At 72.9% G+C, this 18,839-nt stretch carries 18 protein-coding genes; 9 read left to right on the plus strand and 9 right to left on the minus strand.

Translation table 11 applies throughout. The features are described from left to right. Positions 1-107: 107 nt before the first annotated feature. Positions 108-944: an LLM class flavin-dependent oxidoreductase gene (locus tag AB0B97_RS02440; RefSeq protein WP_357490010.1), complete on the minus strand. Its 837-nt coding sequence runs from the start codon at positions 942-944 to the stop codon at positions 108-110. A gap of 367 nt (positions 945-1,311) precedes the next feature. Between AB0B97_RS02440 and AB0B97_RS02445 the strand changes: the two genes are divergently transcribed. Beyond that, positions 1,312-2,028 carry a VOC family protein gene (locus AB0B97_RS02445; protein WP_357490595.1) on the plus strand — a complete coding sequence of 239 codons (717 nt, stop codon included), beginning with the start codon at positions 1,312-1,314 and terminating at the stop codon, positions 2,026-2,028. A 59-nt stretch (positions 2,029-2,087) separates the two neighbouring features. Then, positions 2,088-2,987: a class I SAM-dependent methyltransferase gene (locus tag AB0B97_RS02450; RefSeq protein ID WP_357490012.1), complete on the plus strand. Its 900-nt coding sequence runs from the start codon at positions 2,088-2,090 to the stop codon at positions 2,985-2,987. On the opposite strand, the gene AB0B97_RS02455 is transcribed toward AB0B97_RS02450, so the two are convergent. After that, a complete protein-coding gene (locus tag AB0B97_RS02455) occupies positions 2,974-3,705 on the minus strand; it encodes a VOC family protein (protein WP_357490014.1) in 732 nt (243 codons plus the stop codon). The genes AB0B97_RS02450 and AB0B97_RS02455 overlap by 14 nt on opposite strands. Positions 3,706-3,876: 171 nt before the next feature. Between AB0B97_RS02455 and AB0B97_RS02460 the strand changes: the two genes are divergently transcribed. Then, a complete protein-coding gene (locus AB0B97_RS02460; protein WP_357490016.1) occupies positions 3,877-4,428 on the plus strand; it encodes a GNAT family protein in 552 nt (183 codons plus the stop codon). Between the two features lie 78 nt (positions 4,429-4,506). On the opposite strand, the gene AB0B97_RS02465 is transcribed toward AB0B97_RS02460, so the two are convergent. Beyond that, positions 4,507-5,955, minus strand: a complete 1,449-nt coding sequence (locus tag AB0B97_RS02465; RefSeq protein WP_357490018.1) for a M20/M25/M40 family metallo-hydrolase — start codon at positions 5,953-5,955, stop codon at positions 4,507-4,509. Positions 5,956-6,074: 119 nt separating this feature from the next. On the opposite strand from AB0B97_RS02465, the gene AB0B97_RS02470 reads away from it, so the two are divergent. Together AB0B97_RS02470 and AB0B97_RS02475 are read left to right on the plus strand one after the other, a co-directional pair. Continuing rightward, positions 6,075-8,228 carry a glycogen debranching N-terminal domain-containing protein gene (locus AB0B97_RS02470; RefSeq protein WP_357490020.1) on the plus strand — a complete coding sequence of 718 codons (2,154 nt, stop codon included), beginning with the start codon at positions 6,075-6,077 and terminating at the stop codon, positions 8,226-8,228. A 44-nt stretch (positions 8,229-8,272) separates the two neighbouring features. Then, positions 8,273-9,574: an NAD(P)/FAD-dependent oxidoreductase gene (locus AB0B97_RS02475; RefSeq protein ID WP_357490022.1), complete on the plus strand. Its 1,302-nt coding sequence runs from the start codon at positions 8,273-8,275 to the stop codon at positions 9,572-9,574. Between the two features lie 24 nt (positions 9,575-9,598). On the opposite strand, the gene AB0B97_RS02480 is transcribed toward AB0B97_RS02475, so the two are convergent. Next, entirely contained in the window at positions 9,599-10,744 is a 1,146-nt protein-coding gene (locus tag AB0B97_RS02480) for an AI-2E family transporter (protein WP_357490024.1), read from the minus strand. 81 nt (positions 10,745-10,825) lie between these two features. After that, complete coding sequence (locus AB0B97_RS02485) at positions 10,826-11,527, minus strand: TetR/AcrR family transcriptional regulator (RefSeq protein WP_357490026.1); 702 nt, start codon at positions 11,525-11,527, stop codon at positions 10,826-10,828. Between the two features lie 87 nt (positions 11,528-11,614). On the opposite strand from AB0B97_RS02485, the gene AB0B97_RS02490 reads away from it, so the two are divergent. Next, a complete protein-coding gene (locus AB0B97_RS02490; RefSeq protein ID WP_357490028.1) occupies positions 11,615-12,493 on the plus strand; it encodes an aldo/keto reductase in 879 nt (292 codons plus the stop codon). A 24-nt stretch (positions 12,494-12,517) separates the two neighbouring features. On the opposite strand, the gene AB0B97_RS02495 is transcribed toward AB0B97_RS02490, so the two are convergent. Together AB0B97_RS02495 and AB0B97_RS02500 are read right to left on the minus strand one after the other, a co-directional pair. After that, on the minus strand, positions 12,518-13,294 hold the full coding sequence (locus tag AB0B97_RS02495; protein ID WP_357490030.1) for a fused MFS/spermidine synthase: 777 nt from the start codon (positions 13,292-13,294) through the stop codon (positions 12,518-12,520). Positions 13,295-13,425: 131 nt separating this feature from the next. Then, the gene (locus AB0B97_RS02500; RefSeq protein ID WP_357490032.1) at positions 13,426-14,400 is read right to left on the minus strand and encodes a DUF2267 domain-containing protein; all 975 of its coding nucleotides are present in this window, start codon (positions 14,398-14,400) and stop codon (positions 13,426-13,428) included. A 201-nt stretch (positions 14,401-14,601) separates the two neighbouring features. Between AB0B97_RS02500 and AB0B97_RS02505 the strand changes: the two genes are divergently transcribed. Beyond that, a complete protein-coding gene (locus tag AB0B97_RS02505; RefSeq protein ID WP_357490034.1) occupies positions 14,602-14,916 on the plus strand; it encodes a hypothetical protein in 315 nt (104 codons plus the stop codon). A 92-nt stretch (positions 14,917-15,008) separates the two neighbouring features. On the opposite strand, the gene AB0B97_RS02510 is transcribed toward AB0B97_RS02505, so the two are convergent. Together AB0B97_RS02510 and AB0B97_RS02515 are read right to left on the minus strand one after the other, a co-directional pair. Beyond that, a complete protein-coding gene (locus tag AB0B97_RS02510; RefSeq protein WP_357490036.1) occupies positions 15,009-15,356 on the minus strand; it encodes an STAS domain-containing protein in 348 nt (115 codons plus the stop codon). 59 nt (positions 15,357-15,415) lie between these two features. Further along, positions 15,416-15,742 carry an STAS domain-containing protein gene (locus AB0B97_RS02515; RefSeq protein WP_357490038.1) on the minus strand — a complete coding sequence of 109 codons (327 nt, stop codon included), beginning with the start codon at positions 15,740-15,742 and terminating at the stop codon, positions 15,416-15,418. A gap of 278 nt (positions 15,743-16,020) precedes the next feature. On the opposite strand from AB0B97_RS02515, the gene AB0B97_RS02520 reads away from it, so the two are divergent. Both AB0B97_RS02520 and AB0B97_RS02525 read left to right on the plus strand, forming a co-directional pair. Further along, positions 16,021-17,787: a PP2C family protein-serine/threonine phosphatase gene (locus AB0B97_RS02520; RefSeq protein ID WP_357490040.1), complete on the plus strand. Its 1,767-nt coding sequence runs from the start codon at positions 16,021-16,023 to the stop codon at positions 17,785-17,787. After that, positions 17,784-18,830: a cobalamin-dependent protein gene (locus AB0B97_RS02525; RefSeq protein ID WP_357490042.1), complete on the plus strand. Its 1,047-nt coding sequence runs from the start codon at positions 17,784-17,786 to the stop codon at positions 18,828-18,830. The genes AB0B97_RS02520 and AB0B97_RS02525 overlap by 4 nt, the downstream gene beginning before the upstream one ends. Positions 18,831-18,839 lie beyond the last annotated feature (9 nt).

An 18,839-nucleotide genomic window follows, 5' to 3' on the forward strand; every position in this document is an offset into this window, starting at 1 on the left:
CGCGTCCACCACAGCGGACAGTCAGCTGACCGGACGGGGCAGGACCGGGGCCACCGTGTCGACGCGGCGTGCTGCCTCTGCGGCGACCCCGATCCGGGTGCTCCGGCTCAACGCACGATCTCCGCGAGGATGTCCACCTGCCCCGGGTCCGGGGCGTAGCAGTACAACACCAGCTCGTCCGCGCCGAACTCCCGGTACGCGGCCACGGTGTCGACGATCTGCGCCGGGTCGCTCAACGGCTCGCCCCAACCGGGCCGGCCGGTGAACGCGTAGTAGGCGGCGATGGCGCCGCGGGCCTCGTCGATCGTGGCGGCCGACCCGACCGCGACGTTGACCTGGCACACGAGGCGCGGCCGACCGGGACGGCCCGCCGCCTCCCACCCCTCCCGCACGGTGCGGACCAGGGGGCCGGCCCAGGCCAGGGGCGCCGCGCAGACGAACCCGTCGGCGTACCGTCCGACCCGCCGCAGTGCCGGCGCGGCGAACCCTCCGATCAGCATCGGTGGCCCCCCGGGCGTGGTGGGGCGGGGCCCGATCGTCGTGCCGCGGTACGGCTCGCCCCGCCAGATCTCGCGCAGCGCGGCGAGTTGCCCGTCGAGCAGTCGACCTCGCTGCCCGATCGGCGTGCCGGCGGCGACGTGGTCGTCGTCGCGACCACCGACGCCGATGCCGAGGACGAAGCGGCCAGCGGACATGCGGTCCAGGGTGGCGACCTGCTTGGCCAGCAGGGCGGTCTCGCGCAGCGGGCCCAGCAGGACTTCCGTCTGGAGGCGGATGCGCGTCGTGGCGCCGGCGAGGACCGCCAGGGCGGTCAACGGTTCGGGATTGTCGAAGGTGAGGCGGTCCAGCAGAGCGAGGCTGTCGAAGCCGAGTGCTTCGGCGGTCGTGGCCCAGTCGAGCAGACGGGCCGGTGCGCTGATGGGCAGGCCGAGGCCGATGTCCATGTCGATCTCCGTAGGGTGGGCAGCGTGAACTGAAGCCGCCACCTTCTCCTCGCTCGCGGCGAGGTCCCGAGTTCATCTGCGACGTGTTTCTCGAACCAGGGATACGAAGTTCCGCGCCAACTGTATGCGGCATCCGCCGAGGCGTCCCGGCTTACCCGCCGTAACGCGCGATGATCGACTCCGTTGCACGGAAATCGGGGTGTCCGAGCACCCGGGACACCCCGATTTCAGCGAAGTCGAGTCGATCAACCGCCGCTGCGGCGAACGCGTCGGAAACTCGGGTGCGGGCGGCGCGGCCGGATCCGTAGGCTCCGATCTCCGGCCCGTCCGGGCTGCCCCCGTCCAAGGATCGGAGATGAGCGCAGCGATGGCCAGTCACCTCTTCGCGGTGTGTTTCGGTGCGAACGAGCCCCTGCGTGTCGCACGCTTCTGGTCCGAGATCCTGGGTCGGGAGCTGTTCGACGACCCCCGCGACGGCGTCCTCGTGCTGCCCGACGACAAGTCCGGTTTCCGGCTCCGCTTTCCGCAGATCCCCGAGCCGAAGGTGTTACAGAACCCGGCACACCTCGAACTGACCAGCGACTCGCCGGAACACCAGCGGCAGACGGTGGCCAGGGCGTTGGAGCTGGGCGCGCGGCACACCGACGTCGGCCAGCTCCCCGAGGAGAGCCACATCGTGCTCGCCGACCCCGAGGGCAACGAGTTCTGCGTCCTCGGTCCGGGTAACACGTTCCTCGCCGGCTGCGGTTTCCTCGGTGATCTGGCCTGCGACGGAACGCAGGCCGTCGGCTACTTCTGGAGCGCGGCGCTCGGCTGGCCGCTGGTCTGGGACCAGGACGAGGAGACCGCCATCCAGTCACCCCTGGGCGGCCCGAAGATCACCTGGGGTGGTCCACCGTTGATGCCGAAGGGTGACCGGGACCGGGTGACGCTCGACCTCGCCGTCGACGACGGCGACGACCCGCAGGCGGAGGTCGACCGTCTGCTCTCCCTCGGCGCCACAGTGGTCGGCACCGACGGGCAGGGCGCGGTGGTGCTGGCCGACCCCGACGGCACCGAGTTCCGGCTGCTGATGCCCCGGTAGTGCGGTGATCAGGAACGCGCACGAGGTGGCGTGACACGGGCGCTGGTTAGGCTGGACGCGTGACTGACGCGGCGGGGCCGATCGAGCCGTCGGGGGTGTGGGCCACCGCCGTGGGCGTGGCCCGGGTGCGGGCGATGGAGACGGCACGCGAACAGCCGTTGTTCCGGGACCCGCTGGCGCTGGCCTTCGCCACGGCCGGCGGGCGAGGCCCCGGGACGCCGCCGCGCGCGCACGCGGACGAGGTGGCACGGCGCCGCTGGCTCGGTGTGGCCTTCTCGATCGTCATCCGGACGAAGTTCCTGGACGACCTGCTGGATCGGGCTGTCGCGTCCGGCGTCCGGCAGGTCGTGCTGCTCGGAGCCGGGATGGACAGCAGGGCCTTCCGGATGGACTGGCCTGCGGGCACCCGGTTGTTCGAGGTCGACACTGCCGAACCGCTCGGCTTCAAGGCCGCGGTGCTGCGGCGGGAGCGTGCCGTTGCGCGCTGCCAGCGGATCACCGTTCCTGTCGACCTGCGCGAGGACTGGCCCGGCGCCCTGGCCGCGGCCGGGCACGACCCGGCGCAGCCGACCGTGTGGATCGCCGAGGGACTGCTGATCTATCTACCCGGGGACGCGGTGGAGTCGCTGCTCGAACGGGTCGGCGCGCTGTCCGCCGCAGGCAGCAGGATGGGCCTCACCCTGGGCTCGCGCGGTGTGGTCGAACGCTTCCGCGACGACGCCGCCGCGGGATCGGCAGCGTCGATGTGGGTCTGGGAGATGCCGGAGGACCCGGTCGGCTGGCTGCGCGGCCTCGGCTGGGAGGCGGAGACCTTCACCCTGCGTGAGCGCGCCGCAGCCTACGGGCGTCCGGTGCTCACCCCGCCGCAGCAGGACGAGGGCGTGGGCGGCCTCGTCTCGGCGGTTCGCGCCGCGCACCTGAGCACGACGACGGCCGGGGTGCGGGTCAGGCCGGCGTGAGGAGGCAGAACTCGTTGCCCTCCGGGTCGGCCAGGACGGTCCACGGGATGTCGCTGTCGCCCAGGTCGACGGCGGTGGCGCCGAGCGACAGCAGTCGGGCCGCCTCGGCCTCCAGGTCGTCACCCGGGTAGGGGCGCACGTCGAGATGGACGCGATTCCACACCGTCTTCACGTCGGGCGTACGGAGAAACTGCAGATAGGGGCCCACGCCCTTGGCGGAGCGCAGCACCGCGCTGTCGTCGGTCACCCGGTGCACGGTCCAGTCCGTCGCCTCACCCCAGAAGCGGGCCATGACCCGCGGATCCGCGCAGTCGACGATCACCGAGGCGATCGGTCCGGTCTCGTCGTAGAGCGAGTCCAGGACGCAGAACTCGTTGCCCTCCGGGTCGGCCATGACCGTCCACGGCACGTCGCCCTGGCCCACGTCGGCGAGCGTCGCGCCGAGACCCTGCAGCCGCGCCACCAGCTCCGCTTGGTGGGCCGCCGAGGTGGTGGCCAGGTCGACGTGCACGCGGTTCTTCACCGTCTTGGGTTCCGCCGAGACGACGAGGTCGACGCAGACGGCGACGGGGTCGGGATAGACGAAGCCCTCGGGTTCGAGGTTGGTGACACCCGGTCCCTCGCTGGAGATGCCCCAGCCGAGCGCCTTCGCCCAGAAACCGCCCAGGGCGGCGTCGTCCCGGGCCTTCATGTTGATCTGCACAAGCCGCGTTGCCATGCCGACGATGCTAGGCGGACGCGCGCGGCCGGTGCAGACGGCGTACGCCCGCTTGATTGTGATGTGGTTCCGCAGCCGGCCATCGAGCACCAGCGGCGGGCCTGGTTGAGGCGGTCGGGCGCGGCGGGCCGGTTGGACAACTGCCGCGCCGGTCGGTCAGAGTGGTCCGCCGTGAGATACCTGCGCAGCGGTGGTCCGGCCGCCATCCGGCGACCCCGGCCCGCCGACGTCGACGAGTTCGTGGCGGCCGCGAGGCGTAGCCGGGACCTGCACCACCCGTGGCTGGCCGCGCCGGCGACCCCGCAGGAGTACGACAACTACCTGCGCCGCATCCGCCGCCGGGACAGCGCCGGCTACCTGATCTGCGACCGGGCCAGCGGTGCGATCGCCGGCTACGTGAACATCAGCGGCATCGTGCTGGGCGCGCTGCGCGGCGGCTACCTGGGGTACGCGGCGTTCGAGCCGTACAGCGGCACCGGGCACGCCTCGGCGGGCATCGCGCTGGTGATCGACCACGCGTTCACGACGGCCGGCCTGCACCGCCTGGAGGCGAACATCCAGCCGGGCAACGAGCCCTCGCGGCGGGTGGCCCGCAAGCTCGGCTTCCGCCTGGAGGGCTTCTCCCCGGACTACCTGTTCATCGACGGCGCGTGGCGCGACCACGAACGCTGGGCCATAACCGCCCCCACCCCACCTCCCACTCCCACCCCACCTCCCGCGTGATCAAGAGGTTCGCGTCACCGACAGCGGCGTGTCGTGACGCGAACCTCTTGATCAACAGGGCAGGGCGGGAGTGGGCGGTCAGCTGCCGGGGCGGGGGAAGGCCACCGGGCTGCGGAGGCCGGATCGGTTGACCGCGCGGATGCCGAAGAAGACGTTGTCCTTGGACAGGTCGATGCTGACCTCGGTGACGTCGCCGACCGGAATCACCCGCTGCCACTCGGCGGCAGTGGTCTCGCGCCACACCACCTCGTAGCCGGCCAGGTCCGGCTCGTCGCCGCGCTGCCAGCGCAGGGTCGTGTTGTTGGTCAGGTCGGTGGTCACGATGATGGCGCCCTTGGGCGTGCCGGGCGCCTGGGCCAGCGACCACAGCGCAGCGCCGTTGACCCTCGCCACCCGGGCGATGTACCCGAAGTCGCAGAACTCCGGCAGGTCACCGAACTGCTTTCCGTCCTGCACGCGGACGTCCTGGTGCTGGTGGGCGAAGTCCTCGTTCGGTTCGGTGAACCGCGCCGCCGGCCAGCCCTCGCGCAGGAACGAGATGTGGTCGCTGCCGCGCAGGTAGCGGTCCCGCCGGTAGATCACCCGCACCCGCATGCCTGTCGCGTCGTTGTCCGCCACGTCCCGGACGAACCGGGCGAGCTGCCGCGACGGTGAGTCGTTCTCGCCGCCGACGGACTGGCGGGTCGTCGCCTCCGCCGGTGTCTCGGCGGTCGGCACCCCCTCGGCGAACAGCCGCACCGCGTACGGGTCGCGGGTGCCGTCGTCGGCGGTGCTGCTGCCCACGATGTCGTCGCTGAACATGCCCTGCACGTCCGCGCCGGCCGCCTTGAGCTGCGCGGCCAGGTACGCCGAGCCGTACAGGCCCTGCTCCTCGGCGGCGACCGCGGCGAACACGATGGTGGCGGCAGTGGGCCGGGTGGCCATCAGCCGCGCCAGCTCCAGCACCACTGCCACGCCCGAGGCGTCGTCGTCGGCGCCGGGCGCGTCGCTGACGGCGTCCATCACGTCGGTGACCCGGGAGTCGTAGTGGCCCGTCACGACGTAGGTGCGGTTCGGCGAGGTGACACCACGCAGGGTGGCCACCACGTTGGTGATCCGGGTGGCGGTGGGGATCCGCGAGGCGGGCTGCTGCACGTACGACTGGAGTTCGACTGTCATCCGGCCGCCGGAGGTGGCCGCGTACTCCTGCAGGCGGGCGTGGATCCAGTCCCGGGCGGCGCCGATGCCCCGCTCGGGGTCGTCCTGGCTGGAGAGGGTGTGCCGGGTGCCGAAGGCGGCCAGCCGGCGCACGATCGCCTCGATCCGGCGTGGGTCGACCTGGCGGAGCAGCTCGCGCAGCTCGCGCTCGGGGCGCTGCGCGCGGGCGGGGCGCCCGGGGCCGGCGGGGCCGGCGTCAGCGGCCGCGGGCGCGGCCAGCGAGGGCACCGCGACGGTGGCGGCGGTCGCCGCGGTGGCGGCGGCGGAGGCGGACAGGAAGGTGCGGCGGGTGGGCCTCGTGGGCCGCTCGCCGATGTCGTCTGATCCCATTCCGGCATCCTGCCCATCGATGGTGACGTTTGTCCATATCGTTGGACGTGGATGGTGCGGGAGCTTTCACCCGCACCGGGTGATGACACTCAGTTGCCGTCGTTCCTACGGTGGGTGTCATGGCTGTCGCGCGCGCGACCCCCGCCGACCCGACCGTCGGCATGGCCTCCGTGACGGGCGTGAGCGGCGACCAGCGGGCGATACCGCCCGAGTTGGGCCCCGACTCGCTCGCCGTGCTCAGCGGCCCCACGTTCCTGTACTCCAACGCGCGCGGCGACGTGCCGCCGGGCAGCATCGGTGGGCTCGTGCACCTGGACACCCGCCTGATCAGCGGCTGGACGCTCACCGTCAACGGCAGTGAGCTGCTGCTGTTGCGGGCCGAAACCCTCGAGCACTACTCCGCGCAGTACGTGCTCACCAACCCCGAGCTGCCGGGGCTGCCGCCGAACAGTCTCGCCATGCGGCGGTTGCGCTACGTCGGCGACGGCTTCCACGAGCGGCTGGAGCTGCTGTCGTTCCAGACCGAGCCGGTCCGGGTGGAGGTGCGCCTGGCCGTCGGCGTGGACTTCGCCGACCTGTTCGAGGTCAAGTCGGTGGTCCGGGACCGCTCCGCGAAGATCGTCCGCGACCACGCCGCCGACGGCTCCGAGCTGTGCTTCTCCTACCGCAACGGCGACTTCTTTGCCGAGACGCGGGTGCGGTGCGCGACGGCGGCGGACCGGATCGACGGTGACGACCTGGTCTGGGACCTGTGGCTGCTTCCGCGCGAGGGGCGGCAGCTGGACCTGCACGTGCCGCTGCCGCCGGGCATGGGCGTGGTCGAGCCGGTGCGGGGCGACATCGCCGACGTCATCCACGGCCGCGCCGACGACCCGCTGCGCCGGTGGACCGAGGACCGGGCGGTGCTGCGCAGCGACAACCAGACGCTGGAGCGCACCATCCGCCAGTCCCGCGACGACCTGGAGGCGCTGCGGCTCGACCTGGAGGTCAAGGGTCAGCGGATCCTGCTGCCCGGCGCGGGACTGCCCTGGTTCCTCACCGTCTTCGGGCGGGACACGCTGATCACCGCGTACCAGACGTTGGTGGCCGGGCCGGCGCTCGCCAAGGGCGCGCTGCTCACGCTCGCCCGGCTGCAGGGCGAGACCTGCGACGACTTCACCGACGAGGAACCCGGCAAGATCCTGCACGAGGTCCGCAGCGGCGAGCTGACCCGCACCGGCCAGAAACCGTACAGCCCCTACTACGGCACCGCCGACGCCACCCAGCTCTGGCTGATCCTGCTGTCGGAGTACTGGCGGTGGACCTGCGACGACGAGACCGTCCGGCACCTGCACGACAACGCGCTGGCCGCGCTGCGGTGGATCGACGAGTACGGCGACCGTGACGGCGACGGCTTCGTGGAGTACGCCACCCGCTCCCCGGAGGGGCTGGGCAACCAGTGCTGGCGGGACTCGCCGGACGGCGTCTGCTTCGCCGACGGGCGCATCCCGGTGCTGCCGTTGGCGACCGCCGACATCCAGGGCTACACCTACGACGCGAAGGTGCGCCTGGCCGAGTTGTTCGACGGCCCGCTGGGCAACCCCGCCCTGGCGGCACGGCTGCGCGACGAGGCCGGCACCCTGGCCGAGCGGTTCAACCGGGACTTCTGGATCGACGAGCGGGGTGGCTACTACGCGGTGGCCCTCGACGGGGACAAGAACGTGGTCGACTCCAAGACGTCCAGCATGGGTCACCTGCTGTGGAGCGGGATCGTGCCGCGGGCGCGGGCCGACGCGGTGGTGCGACAGCTCATGTCGCCCGACATGTTCTCCGGGTGGGGCGTCCGGACGTTGTCCCGCGAGGAACGCCTCTACCGGCCCATCGGCTACCACCTGGGCACTGTCTGGCCGCACGACAACTCGCTGATCGCGCTGGGCCTGGTGCGCTACGGCTACCGGGCGGAGGCGAACCGGATCAGCCTGGCGATGATCGACGCTGCCGAGCAGTTCGGCCACCGGCTGCCCGAGGCGCTCAGCGGGTACGACCGGCAACGGTTGCTGTTCGCCGTCCCGTATCCCACCGCGTGCAGCCCGCAGGCGTGGGCGGCCGGGGCGCCGCTGGCCCTGATCCGCGCGATGCTGGGCATCAACCCGGTCGACGGCCGGCTCACGCTCGACCCGGACATCCCGCCCGAGTTCGGCCGGATAACTGCTCACCGGGTGCGGGCCTTCGGTCAGGAGTGGGGTGTGGAGGCCGTGGGCACCAGCGGTAACGTCCGGCTCGACGCGCGCTGAGCGCGTCGACGTTTGTCCCGGGCTGCGACGGGAAACGGCCCGCAATGACGAAACCTCGTGTGGTGATCGTGGGGGCCGGGTTCGCCGGTTACCACGCGGCGAAGACGTTGAGCCGGATCGCCCGGGACCGGGCCGAGATCGTGGTGCTGAACTCCACCGACTACTTCCTGTACCTGCCGCTGCTGCCCGAGGTGGCGGCCGGCGTGGTCGAGCCCCGGCGCATCGCGGTGCCGCTGACCGGGACCCTCAAGGGTGTCCGGGTGGTGATCGGCGAGGCGGACCACGTCGACCTGCAGAACCGCTGGGTCGGCTTCACCCAGCCCGAGGGGGACAAGAACCGCCTGGCGTACGACCGGCTGGTGCTCGCCGTGGGCAGCGTCAACAAGCTGCTGCCCATCCCGGGTGTCACCGAGTACGCGCACGGCTTCCGCGGTCTGCCCGAGGCCGTCTACCTGCACGACCACATCGTCCGCCAGGTCGAGCTGGCCGAGCAGGCCGAGGACCCGGCGGAGCAGCAGGCCCGCTCCACGTTCGTGGTCGTCGGGGCGGGCTACACCGGCACCGAGGTCGCCGCGCACGGGCAGCTGTTCACCGACGCGCTGCACGCGCAGCGGCCCCGGCTGACCGTCCGGCCCCGCTGGATGCTGCTGGACGTCGCCCCCCGGGTGCTGCCCGAGTTGGACAAGCGGATGTCCGAGACCTCGCACAAGGTGCTCAACCGGCGCGGGGTGGACGTGCGGATGGGCACCTCGGTGGCCGAGGCGACCTGCGACGGGGTCAAGCTCACCGACGGCGAGTACGTGCCGACCTGCACGCTGGTGTGGTGCGTGGGGGTGCGGCCGGACCCGTTCGTCAACGAGCTGGGTCTGCGCACCGAGCGGGGCCGGCTGGTCACCGACGAGTTCCTCAACGTCCCCGGCTACCCGGAGGTCTTCGCCTGCGGCGATGCCGCCGCAGTGCCCGACCTGGTCAACCCGGGGCAGATCTGCGGCATGACGGCACAGCACGCGCAGCGGCAGGGCAAGCGCGTGGCGCACAACATCGCCGCGTCGTACGGCTTCGGGCAGCGCAAGCCGTACAAGCACCACGATCTGGGTTGGGTCGTCGACCTGGGCGGCAAGGACGCGGCCGCCAACCCGTTGCACGTCAACCTGGCCGGGCTGCCGGCCAAGGCCGTCACCCGGGCGTACCACCTGATGGCGATGCCGGGCAACCGCACCCGCGTGGGGGCCGACTGGGTGCTCGACGCCGCGCTGACCCGCTCGGCCGTGCAGCTGGGGCTGGTCCCGGCGAACGCGGTCCCGCTGGAGAGCACGTCGCCGGAGGTCGCAATGCACGGCCGCTGAGCGCAACGCGTCGATTCCGGCCGGTCAGCCCCGCGAGGTGGCGGGACCGGCCGGTCCGCGCGGTGGCACAGCCGGCGGCGGCGGTTCGCCGGGGTCCGCCGGTGGGGGTGGGTTCAGTCGTCGCGGCCCGTACTCGCGCAGCAGGATCTGCACGATGCCGGCGGCGGGGATGGCCAGCAGCGCGCCGAGCAGCCCGGCCAGCTCCGCCGCGAGCAGCACGCTCAGCAGCACGGTCAGCGGGTTGAGCCGGACCGCACGGGACAGGATGAGCGGCTGGAGCAGATGGTTCTCCACCTGCTGGTAGACGACGAAGAAGACCAGCACGATGATTCCGGCGGTGGGGGAGTGCAGGAACCCGGCGCCGGCGGCGAGCACCGCGCCGATCGTCGCCCCCACCAGCGGTATCAGGTCGGCCACCGCCACCAGCAGCGCGATCACGCCCGCGAACGGCACCCCGGTCAGGGCCAGCACCAGGAAGGTCAGCACCCCGCAGATCACGCTGATCAGCAGGTTGCCGGTGAGGTAGCCGTTGACCGTGCGCGACACCTCCCGGCCGACCCGGCGCAGCCGCTCGCCCGCACCGTCCCCGGCCGCCGCGAGGAGGCTGCCGGTGATCCGGGGCGACTCCAACACCATGAGGTACGCCAGCACGACGATCGTGACCAGCCCCGCGACGGTCTCCAGGACACCGCGCAGCACGCCGACGGCGGGTTGACGCAGCCGGCTGCCGGCGTCGCGCAGCTGGTCGGAGTGCTCGCTGACGTAGCGGCGTGCCCCGGTGCGTTCCAGGAGCTGGCCCACCGGGCCGCGGCCGGCGCGCGCGTCGCGCAGCAGCTCGGGCCCCCGATCGGCGAACCGGCCCAGCTCGTCCAGCAGCGGCACGAGGATGACCGTGGCGAGGACCGCCAGCACGACGAACGCGGCGAGGAAGACGAGCAGTGTGGCCACCGCCCGCCGCCGCACGAACCGGCGTTGCAGCCAGTCCACCGCCGGTTTGAGCGCGACCGCGAAGAAGGCGGCCACCACCGCCCAGACCAGCACCCGGCGGGTCGCGTACACGAAGGCCAGGGCGAGCGCGGTCGCCAGCACCAGGCCGATCACGACCAGGGCCCGGCGGGCGGTGGTCCGATCGTCGGCGTTGCTCACCCGGCGGGCCTTCCCCGCGCGCACCCTCGGAAACCCGGCAATGCGGACGCGCGGGCGCGTCCTGGGCCGTGGCTGACAAATGGTCTTCGAGGGGCCCGGCTCGTCCTAGTGGGCGAGTTGCTGGAGCCAGTCCTGCAGGAGTGCGGTCTCGACGGGGCGGAGCGGAACGTCAGTTGGATCCGCCCCGCCGAGGGCGGCATCGAGCGCGAGGGCGCGAGCGGCGAGGGTGGAGTCCGGGGCTGGGCTCGTGTCGGTGGTCAGGGTGTCGATGAGTGCTTCCCGCATGCGCGGTGAGACCTCCGGGTCGCGTTCGCTCTCGGGGATGCCGATCAGGGAGAGCGTGGTGCCGGTTACCGCTGCCAGCGTGAGGTGGGCGGCAAGGACGGGCGGCACCCGTAGGCGGCCGTCGGAGGCGGCGCGGCCGAGGAACGTCATGAGGAGTTCCTGAGCCTGCCGCGCGGCAGGTGGGCGCCGGCCGGGGCGGTCGGTGCCGTACATCAGCAGGTAGAGGGCGGGGTGTTTCAGGCCGAAGTCGACGTGCATGTCCCATCCGCGACGAATGTCGTCGACCGGGTTGCCGCTCGACGGCAACGTGTGCTTCTGCGCCAGGTAGAGGTCGAAGGCGTGGATGGCCAGCGACGAAAGGAGCCCGTCCTTGTCGCCGAAGAGCTGGTACAGGGAGGCGGCACGGATGCCTGCCGCCGCTGCGACGGCGCGGGTGGAGAGCGCCTGGGCGCCCTCCCGTTCCAAGAGCTCGGCCGCGACTTCCAGGATCTGCCGGCGACTGCGGGTCTTCGCATCATCCACGGTTGCAATGCTACGGCATAAGGCGTATCACTGGTTCGGACAGCGATACGGAAAATGCCGTCGCAGTGATACGGGCAGGAGAGGTCGATGAATCGTGTGGGATACGGCGCCATGCAGCTTGCGGGCCCTGACGTCTGGGGATTCCCGGACGACCCGGAGGCGGCGCGGCGGGTGTTGCGCCTGGCTGTCGAGCTGGGCGTGACCTTCTTCGACACCGCGAACGCCTACGGGCCACGAACGGTGAACCAGCTGATCGGGCAGGCGCTGGGACCGATCCCCGAGGGCGTGATCGTGGGCAACAAGGTCGGCGCAGAGCGCGGCCCGGACAAGTCCTGGATCGTCGACGGTCGCCCGGAGACGGTCCGGCGGCAGGTTCACGAGGCCCTTACCGACATGGGAACGGACGCGAGCGAGCTGACCTACCTCCGACTCGTCGGCGACACCCCCGGCGCGCACCAGGACGTACCGCTGGAGGAGTCGCTCGGCGCACTCGTCCAGCTGCGAGACCAGGGGCTGATCCGCCGCATCGGCCTGTCCGGCGCGTCCCCGCAGGTGCTGGCCCGCGCCCAGCAGATGACCCCCATCGCGGCGGTGCAGAACCGCTTCAACCTGCTTGACCGCAGCGGCGTCCAGGTCCTCGTCGACTGCGAGACCCGGGGCATCCTCTTCATCCCCTACTTCCCGCTGGCCGCCGGACGGCTCAGCGGCCACCACGAGCTGACCGGCCCGGCAGAGCGCCTGGGTGCCACACCGGCCCAGATCGCACTGGCCTGGCTGCTGCGCCGTTCGCCCTCCATGGTCGTCATCCCCGGCACGAGCAGTACCGACCACCTGCGGTCCAACATCGCAGCTTCCGACGTTGCCGAACAGTTGACCGACACCGAGGTCGCGCGCCTGACCGGACTCGTCGACGAGTCGAAAGCGGTCCTCGGCCAGCCCACGCCCCCCGCTCATGGCCACCGCTGAAAGGGCCCCGGGGGAAGGCACGGCCTAGTCGTCGGTGAACGGGTGGGCGCCGGCGACGAACGTGTCCAGCGCCGCGGCGTGCAGCAGCCCGCCAGGGATCGGGTCGCGCAGGGCTGCCGCCGCGAGCCGGCCGACCGGTAGACCGCCCGGGCGGTGCGTCGCGGCGAGCACCAGGTTGCCGTAGCGCCGGCCGCGCAGCATCCGGCGGTCCCCGAACACGCAGACGTCGCCGAAGACCGCGCGCAACGTTGCCACCTGCACCCGGGTGCCGACCAGTGGCGGTAGGTCCGTGACGTTGACCAGGTAGAGCCCGCCCGGGCGCAGGGCACGGGCCACCTCGGCCGCGAACTCCACGGTGCGTACGTGGCGGGGCATCCGGGCCGCCCGGTAGATGTCGGCGATCACCAGGTCGTACGCGCCGGGCGTGGTGGCGGTGACGGCGTCCCGGGCGTCGGCGACCTCCACCCGCACCTCGGGCGGCAGCGGCGGCAGCTCCCGGGCGACCAGCTCGACCACCGCCCGGTCCCGCTCGACCACCCGCTGCGCGGAGCCCGGCCGGGTCGCGGCCAACCAGCGCGGCAGCGTCAACGCGCCGCCGCCGAGGTGCAGCACGCTCAGCGGTACGCCCGCCGGGGCGGCCAGCTCCACGGCCGAGGCGATCCGCCGGACGTACTCGAAGTGCAGGTGCCGGGGATCCTCGACATCGACGTACGACTGCTCGACGCCGGCGGAGAGCAGCGTTCGTCCGGTTCGGCGGACCGGATCGGCTACCAGCTCCAACCGGTCGGCGGCACGGTTCATGACGGCACGCTAACCGAGCGGCTCGCGGACCCGACGGGCCGGTGGTCGACGGGCCGCGCGCGGCACAGCGGACGGGCCGGCGGCGCGGGAGGTACCCGCGTCCGCCGGCCCGCGTGCGCCGTCGGCGACGGTCAGCCGCCGGCCATCCCCGCGCCCACCTCGTCGATGGCGTCGTCGATCGTGTGGGCGAGGTCCACGTCGAGCGCGGTCACCCCGTCGGCCTGGTTGGTGCGCACGGTCAGCACGGCGGCCGTGCCGCCCGGACGTCCGATGCTCGGGCCGCGCCCGGTCTCCTCGCGCAGCCGGTCCAGCCGGGCGAGCACCCGGTCCAGGTTGTCCGGCGGCAGGGCGATCACGCGGTAGAGGCCGCCACTGTCGCCGGCCCAGTACGGCAGGTCGTCCAGCGCCGCCCGGAGCTGGGCCTCGTCCAGGGTGGGTGTGGTGGTGGAGGCGCCCACGATGCCGCCGCCGGCCGCCGGCGGGTTCAGCAGCTCCCGCAGGCCGTCGGGGACGTGCAGGGACTCGACCAGGTCGCCGTCCTGGTCGGCGAGCGCGGCGAGTGTCGCCTCGACCTGGTAGCGGGCCTGCTCCGGGGTACGTCCGCTGATCCGGCCCACCTCGGCCAGGAAGCCGGGCAGGTCGCGGTGCCGCTCGATGCCGTCGACGGGCACGACGTCGTGCAGCGAGTTCGGCACGGCGGCGAGCAGGCGTTGCCGCTCCGCGGCGTCCAGTGCGAAGGCCAGCACCAGCACCGTCGCCTCGGCGCCCACCTTGGCCGTCGAGAAGTCGACGCCGGACCGGCGTCGGACGTCGTCGACCAGATCCTGGTAGCCGACACTGTTCACTCCGGCCGCGCCACCGGGTGGCGGCTGCGGGCGCGGATTGTCCGCGGTGCCCTTCGACGGCGGGGCCGGTCCACCGCGCGTGGTGTCCGACTTGTGCCGTCCGGCCGGCGGCGGGCCGGCCCGCTTGCCCTGGTCCAGGCTGGTGAGCTGCTTGGAGGCGCTCAGGCTCGCGCCGAACTCACTGGGCTGACCGCCCTGTTCGCGGGCCTGCCGGGCCAGCGCCCGGCGCCGCTGGTTGTCGCCCTCCATCTGCTTGCGCATGGTGACGCCCCTTCCGCTGGGGATCGATCCTGCGCCCGTCGCGTTCCCGCCGCCCCGGGAGCCGAAACGGACGCCGCCGGCCCGGTAGGGCGGAGCGTCGATGAGGCTTCATCCGCCCGGGGTGAGGGGTGCTCACCCGTGCGGCCCGCAGGATCGGGGCAGGACCGCAGTTCTTCCGAGGTACGCGGAAGGAAGGTCGTCATGAAACGGATCGTCGAGATCGTTCCCGCTCGACCCGGCTGGTACGCCCGCTGGCAACTCGCGCCCGACGCCACCCGGTGCTATCCGGTGAGCCTGTGGGCGTTGCTGGAGGAGGCCGACGGAACCGGCCGGGAAGTGGTCGGAATGGACTGCATCGGCCAGTGGCCGGGTGCGGACGACAACGAGGCGGGTGGGGAGTTTGTCCGCTACCTGTACCAGACGCCCGACTCGGGGGAACCCGACGACATCGAACCTCCGTCGGCCGTCGAACTGCGCGACGGCGGCCCCCGGCTCCAGCCGATGACCGCGCCCTAGACATTCCTCCGGCCCCCGACCCCAGGTCCCAGGGTCGGGGGCCACCCCCCTTTGGTTAGGGGTGGCGACCAGGCGGTGGGTGGGTGCGGTCGTCAGCCCAGGGCGCGCAGGTGGGTGGCGTCGTCGTCGGCGACGGTGTGCTCCACGGCCAGCAGGTCGGTGAGCCCGGTGCGGTCCAGCAGCTGCTGGAGGCGGGCGCTGACCCCGGTCAGCCGGATCGCCCCGGCGCCCCGGTGCACCATCAGCAGGGCGCTGAGGCCCGACGAGTCGCAGAGGCCGACACCGGCCAGGTCGATCGTCACTTGCTGCTCGCCGTGCAGCTCAGCTGCGGCAGCCATCAGCTCCGGGGCGGTGTCGTAGTCCAGCTCACCGGTCAGCCGTAGCCGGACGTGACCGGCGTCGAGCCGGGTCACCTCGATGGTCAACAGCTGGTGAGACATTCCACCATCGTTCCCAGTCAGGCGGCGGAACGCAAACCCCGGGGCCGCGACCCGCCGGATCACGCGCTGGCGGCGGACCGCGGCGAGCCGGGGCCGATCGCACGTGTCGTCGGCAGCGGCCGGTCGAGCAGCGCCGCCACCCCGGTGATGTCCAGGATCGTCGCCAGAAAGCGGGGGACCGCCCGCAGCCGCAGGGTCGTGCCGACCTCCTGGCCCTCCCGCCACGCGTGCACGATCACGCCCAGGCCGCTGCTGTCGATGAAGTGCAGGTCGGCGAAATCCAGCACGATGGCCCGTGGCGCGTCGGCGAGGACCCGGTCGACCTCGGCGCGCAGCGGCGCCACGGTCAGGTACGCCAGTTCGCCGCCCACGCGGATCAGGGGCATGTCGGGATCGGATCGATCGACGGACATGCACAGCTGGGTCGCTTCGGGGCCGCGCCCTTCCGATGCCACGATCACGCCTTTCCGCACGCGACGTTCCAGCCGGTGCGAGGGGATCGTAACAACCGTCGGGCGGGTCCGCCCGGTACGCGACCGAGGCCCCGCGACCTGCCGTGGGATGCCGGTCGCGGTGGACCGGCGTAGGGTGGTCGGAGAGATTTGACCACAGACGCCGGTTCCGGTGCGGGTTCGGGTGGACGACAAGGAGTGAGGCTCAGCTGGTGACTGCTTCCGACGTCAGGGACACCGACCCGGGCGACGGACGGATCTCCACGCCGAGCACCACACGGCCCCCGGCGTGGTCCGCCGACGCGTCGTCCTGGCCGACTCCCACGCTGCCGCCGCTGGCCCCCGACCGTGATCGGGCCGCGCCCGACTGGTCCGAGGTGGTCGAGCACTTCCGCGAGGGCCTGGTGGTCTGCGACGCCGACGGTGTCGTCGAACACGTCAGCCCGGTGGCCGAGCGGTTGCTGCCCGAGGTGGTCCCCGGTGTCGCGCTGGCCGCGTCCGGCGTCGCCGGTCTGGGCGAGGGGCGCCCCGGCGGCTTCACCCACCACGGTCGTCGGCTCACCGCCCGCCAGGTGCCCCTGTCCGCCGGTCGCTGCTGCTGGTACGTGGAGGACGTCACCGAGAGCGTCAGCCGCGCCGACGCGCTGCTCGCCGAACGGGCCCGCTCGGCGTTCCTGGCCGTGGTGGGCGACAAGCTGGGCAACCCGCTGCACCCGGACCGGGCCGCCGCGGCGGTCGTCCGCCTCGCCGTGCCGACCCTCGCCGAGGTGGCCGTGCTGGTGCTGGCGCCGCGTGCGGGGCGAGCCCGGTGGTGGCGGGCCTCCCGGGCGGACGACGAGTCGCCGATTGTCGACAGCGGTGTGCTGGCCGGCCCCGCCCTGCCGGCCGCGATCGCCGAAGCGCTGACCGGCGTCGAGCCGCACGCCCTCGACTGGCTGGTGGAGCAGGCTGTCGACGCCGGCTGGCTGCCCGGCCTGACGGGCGCCGACAGCGTCGCCCGGGTCGTTCCGCTGCCCGGCCGGGACGCTCCGGTCGGGGTGCTGCTGGTCGCCCGACGGTCCAGCCGGTGGTACGACGAGGACGACGTCGGGTTGATTCGTGCCTTCGCCGCCCGGGCCGGCGCGGCGCTGACCACCGCCCTGCTCTACCGCGACCAGGCCGAGGTCGCCGACACCCTGCAGGCCAGCCTGCTGCCGGTCGAGCCGGTCGAGACCGCCGGTGTGCAGTGGGGCACCGCGTACCGTCCGGCCCAGGCGGGGCTGCGGATCGGTGGCGACTTCTACGGCTCACACCGGCTCGCCGACGGCGGTTCCGTGTTCTTCCTCGGCGATGTCTCCGGCAAGGGCGTCGAGGCGGCGGTCTTCACCGGCCAGCTCCGCCAGTGTCTCCAGGCGCTGCACCGGGTGGAGTCGAACCCGGGGCGCCTGCTGCGACTGCTCAACGACGCGCTGCTGGAGACGACCCAGGCGCACGGCCAGGGCCGCTTCGCCACCATCGTGCTCGGTGTGGCCCGTCCGCAGCGCGACGGCGGCGTCACCCTCACGATGGCCGGGGGTGGGCACCTGCCGCCGCTGGTGCTGCGCAACTCGGGCGAGGTCGAGTCGGTGCCGCTGCGCGGCATGCTGATCGGCGTGGTGCCCGACCCGCGCGTCGGTGAGGTGACCGTGCGGTTGGCGCCGGGTGAGACGTGCCTGCTCTACAGCGACGGTGTGACCGAGGCCCGTGGGGGCCGCCGCGGCGACGAGCTGTTCGGCGCCGAGCGGTTGGTCACGGCCCTGACCGGCTGCCAGCGGATGCCGGCGCCGGCCCTGGCCGAACGTGTCGAGCAGGTCACCTGTGACTGGCTGGGGCACGGCGACCACGACGACATCGCGGTGCTGGCGTTGCGGGCGGTCAGCCCGGGCGGGCGGGGTGCGCGGCACCTGCACTCGGTGCCCCCCTCGACGAGCGCCGACGAGCAGAGGGAGAGCCCCGCGTGACCGCCCCCGCCACGACCACGGACCTGACCGGCGCCTACCCCGGCTACCTGGCCTGCCTCGCCGACGCCGACGAGTACGCCGCGATCGACGTGGCGCTCGGCCTGCTCGACGCGGGCGTGCCGCCGGAGCGGGTGCTGCTCGACCTGGTCGCGCCGGCCCAGGCCGAGGTGGGGGAGCGGTGGGCCCGCAACGAGTGGAGCGTGGCCCAGGAGCACGCGGCGACCCACATCAGCGAGCGGGTGGTGGCCGCGGTGGCAACGCACGCCAACCCGCGCCCGACCGGCGGGCGGATCGTGGTGGCCTGCATGGACGGCGAGTGGCACGCGCTGCCGCCCCGGCTGGTGGCCGAGGTGCTGCGTCTGCGCGGCTGGCAGGTGACCTTCCTGGGCGCCAGCGTGCCGGCGGCGCACCTGGTGTCGTACCTGCACCGGCATGACGCGCAGGCGGTCGCGTTGGCCTGCGCGCTGCCGATGCGGCTGCCGCACGCCCACCGGATGATCGAGGCGTGCCGGCGTTCGGACGTGCCGGTCGTGGTCGGCGGGCGGGGCTTCGGCGCGGACGGCCGGTGGGCGGCCCGGCTCGGCGCGGCCTGGGCGCCGAACGCGCCGGCGGCGGCCGAGTTGATCGCCGACGAGCGGGCGCTGCGGCGGGTGCCCCCGGCGCAGCTCGGTCACCTGGCCGACGACGAGTACGCGAGTCTCGTGCGCCGCAGGGGTGAGCTGATCGACAGCGCGCTGACCGACCTGCGCGAACGGGTGCCGGCGACCCGCGACTACACGGCCGCCCAGCTCGACTCGACCGCGAGCGACCTGGGGCACATCCTGGACTCGCTGGCCGCCTCGCTCTACGTCGACGACGCCTCGCTGTTCACCGAGTTCGTCCAGTGGCTGGTGGAGATCCTGACGAGTCGGGGGGTGCCGGCCGGTGCGGTTGCCCTGACCCTGGAGCACTACGCCGCCGTGCTGCGCGACTTTCCCCGCGCGTCACACACGCTCGCGCGCAGCAGTGCCGGGCTGCCCGCGGCGTCCCGTCCCGCGCTCTGACGGATCGCC

The organism is Micromonospora sp. NPDC049004, from assembly GCF_040649315.1.
Lineage (GTDB): Bacteria > Actinomycetota > Actinomycetes > Mycobacteriales > Micromonosporaceae > Micromonospora.